The following is a 3,158-nucleotide window of genomic DNA, read 5'->3' as shown; positions in this document are numbered from 1 at the left end:
AGAGCCAATTCCGCCAGACCAAGCTCGATTACGAATTGCTACGGGATGCGCTGGTGTTTTCACACAGCCTCGGCCGATAGCCGTCATGACGCGAAAGCGCCAGACGCGGACGTTGCGCAGTGGATGCTCCGGCTATAGGCTTAATTTCGGTTCAGTTTGTAATGAGCGGATAATGACTTTAATCGATTTTGAGGCAATCCACTTCCCGGTCCTTCGCAGTTGGCTGGGCAGCGAGCGCGATGTCGTGCAGTGGGGCGGACCTGATCTTACTTATCCGATCACCGACGATCAGCTTGAACAGATTATTATCGAAGGGCAAACGTTACCGCCCAAGCGGCTATCCTGGATGGCTGTTAACGCCTCCCAGGCTATAGCAGGGCATATCCAATTAGCTGTGGACTGGAAAAATGGCGTCGCAAGGATTGGCCGCGTCATGGTCGCGCCAACAATGCGGGGACAAGGACTAGCTAAACCGTTGCTGGAAGCGGGATTGGAGCGGGCGTTCTCTCATCCGGAAATCGAGAGGACTGAGCTAAATGTCTATAGCTGGAACAGTGCCGCTATCCGAACCTACAACAAGGTCGGTTTTGTCCACGAGGGAGTGAGGCGGTCGTCTGCCAAAGTTGGTGACGAGAGATGGGACACCGCGATCATGAGCATGCTTCGTTTGGAATGGGAAATGGGACTGCCCAAATGACCGCTTCGGGCAAGGAGCGGCCCACCGCCCTGACATCGGTAAAACGGTACGCAAGCGGACGGAACCGATCGTAGAGTTGCGTTGAGTGGGCGATAGTTTAGGAATTGCTGTAATTCCAACTGGCATTCAAGTTCATGCAGTATTCTCGCCTGCTTCTGTTGCTCAAGGAACTCGATACTGTGTCGTCTAACCAACTACCCAGAGGTGTTGGAATGAAGACGCTCATCGAGGCGCGCGATCACGGCATCATCGAACTCATAGGCGACATTCGGGCTGCCTCGTGCATCCTGACACCTAAGGGGAAGGAACTGAAAGAGAAGGTGCTGTGTCGACAGTCTATCAGGAATGGATTATATACCGACCTATCGTTACCAACCGAGACCGTTGGCGGTGGCGACTGAGGGTTAATTAGTGCGCTCGCCTTCGAAGAAGAGAGGGGAGCGTCATGCCTTCTTCCTTAAACGACAATAGCCATTCCAGTAGTCCCGACTTGCGCCCAATGTTGCGCGAATGGGCGTCAAGGTTCACACAGGACGCACATCTCCGAGAGCGCATTGTAGACGCAACCATCTTCAGGGTTGCAGACGCCCCCGAGCGCCTAAGTGGCACTTCCATCAAGAGATCACTCTACAAGATCGTCGTTCGGACAGCGCAGGAAACAGTTGCGTCGATAGACTGGCGCAAAGGACCGCTCGACATAGAGATGTATCCGGAAGACGAGTTCTACATTGTGCGCATGGCAAACGGGTCGAAGTCAGACGAGATGAAATTCATCAGCGAACGATCGGCGCGTAAGTACCTGAGAACACTCAAGCGGCGGTCTGTGATTACTCGGAAGGCGAAGCCAGACTAGGTTGCTTGCCGCTCTTGCAGCTCTTTGTCCGTTAGACGTCCGAGCACTTCGTTTGCCTGATCAATCGCCTCATGTAATCGCGTCAGGCGCTTAGAGAGTTCAATAAGGGCTTCTGCAATTGACCTTCGGATCAAGTAGAGCGTTGTTGTCGTTATCGGGCAACTGAGTCTCCATATCGCACTGAAATATGGAGCAAGCCTACGGGGCGTCTTCTTGCCTGAACCTTAATGAACGAGACAGTCCATCAGAATTCATGGAAGCATCACATTCCCTGATTAATCGCGCCCGATTGCCGACTTAAGCTACAGACGGCTATTGTCGTCACTGACGGGCGCTACAAGGCAGGCAACAGTAGCCGGCCCGCCTCACCGTCGGGCAAACTTAGACTTTCAGCGCTTATGATCGGTGTGACGACACGTAGTCAACAACCCCGCGCGAAAAGGGCCTTGACGGGGAGGAGGTCGCGGCAAGCTACTGGCAAGAGTATTTAACTGACGGTAGGACGCCAGAAGAATTCGCTGACGAAGACGCGTTGTTCTGGATCTGACTGACCTCACCGCCCTGACATCCAATGCAAGCTACAGCCAAGTAAGCAAAGACAGCATCGAGATCAGGATAAGCGGACTACACTGCGTCCTTGTCCAAAAACTCAGCCCGGATTCTGAGGCTTTCTTCGACCAAACGCTTAGATTTGACAGTGAGCAACGATATTGCTCGACCTTCCGCCCGGTCGCGTTTGAGCTTTGCGCACAAATACAAGAACACGGCTTCGAGTTGTTCTGTGGTGACGTCATGGCAGTCCGCGAGGCGCTGCGCAAAGTCAGTAACCATCTTCCCCTCCCATTTTCCCCGCATCTATTGAAACACAGAAGTTTAAATCGAGAGAGTTGTTTCGAATGAAAAGAAAATCAGGGTTTATTAAAAATTACCTTCCCGCCGATTCTTCCAGAATCGAAGCATTGTTATGGATATTATTAGAGTTGTGCTGCCCAAGTCCACAGGGGTTCGACCTGTTCTGCCGGGATATCCATCAGGCCCATCACTTTAGCTCGAACACAAACTGCGGCGCACCCGGTGGCACTCAGGGTGCAGCCCAGTCTGCGCAGAATAACGGCGGCAGCACCAATCCCGGCGCCGGTACGGCAGGAACTTCCTGGTAAGCCAGCGCTTAACAGTGCCAGGGAAAGGCCTCGCTTCGACGGGGCTTTTTTTATGGGGGATGCTCGAGGTAACTGCGTTTTGCGGTCGCGCACGCGAATACGTTGAATAGACGGACCCTGACATTCGGAGGTAAGGTCATCCCATTAAGGCGGCGGCACGCCGGCGAAGTCCCCTGAAACGGTAGCCCGACTCTCGGGCCAATCGTCCCCACACCCGTGAACTTTCCCGACATTCAAATGTTTGGGAATATGACCCGTCGCTTTCGCGACTAGCTTCTAGTGCTGTTGATCTCACTAACGATATGGGCAGGAGCACTTGCGGCGTTCGTCTGGCTTTTGTGACCCACCGCCCTGACATCCTCGGCTGCTTCGCGCCAACAGCGGACGTTCGCTATCTACTTCCATCTGCAAAGAAATGAGCCTTGGTGATTTTGAAGCCGATCGGCTT

The 3,158-nt window shown here is 53.5% G+C and carries 3 protein-coding genes; 2 read left to right on the top strand and 1 reads right to left on the bottom strand.

From position 1 onward, the window contains the following. Positions 1–172: 172 nt before the first annotated feature. A complete protein-coding gene (locus JZX87_RS30880; protein ID WP_206829637.1) occupies positions 173–697 on the top strand; it encodes a GNAT family N-acetyltransferase in 525 nt (174 codons plus the stop codon). 212 nt (positions 698–909) lie between these two features. Continuing rightward, entirely contained in the window at positions 910–1,098 is a 189-nt protein-coding gene (locus JZX87_RS30875) for a hypothetical protein (protein WP_206829636.1), read from the top strand. A gap of 1,076 nt (positions 1,099–2,174) precedes the next feature. Here JZX87_RS30875 and JZX87_RS30870 read toward each other — a convergent pair. Continuing rightward, positions 2,175–2,381 carry a hypothetical protein gene (locus JZX87_RS30870; RefSeq protein WP_148148881.1) on the bottom strand — a complete coding sequence of 69 codons (207 nt, stop codon included), beginning with the start codon at positions 2,379–2,381 and terminating at the stop codon, positions 2,175–2,177. Positions 2,382–3,158: the final 777 nt, after the last annotated feature.

Origin of the sequence: Agrobacterium sp. Ap1 (assembly GCF_017313375.1) — a bacterium.
In the GTDB taxonomy this organism is placed as follows: Bacteria; Pseudomonadota; Alphaproteobacteria; order Rhizobiales; family Rhizobiaceae; genus Neorhizobium; species Neorhizobium cellulosilyticum.
The sequence above is the reverse complement of the archived record's forward strand: the minus strand, read 5'-3'. Positions and strand labels throughout refer to the sequence as shown.

Bases quoted from the DNA above. Each gene is read 5' to 3' on its own strand.
- JZX87_RS30880 (WP_206829637.1), top strand. From the start codon at position 173: ATGACTTTAATCGATTTTGAGGCAATCCACTTCCCGGTCCTTCGCAGT.
- JZX87_RS30875 (WP_206829636.1), top strand. From the start codon at position 910: ATGAAGACGCTCATCGAGGCGCGCGATCACGGCATCATCGAACTCATA.
- JZX87_RS30870 (WP_148148881.1), bottom strand. From the start codon at position 2,381: ATGGTTACTGACTTTGCGCAGCGCCTCGCGGACTGCCATGACGTCACC.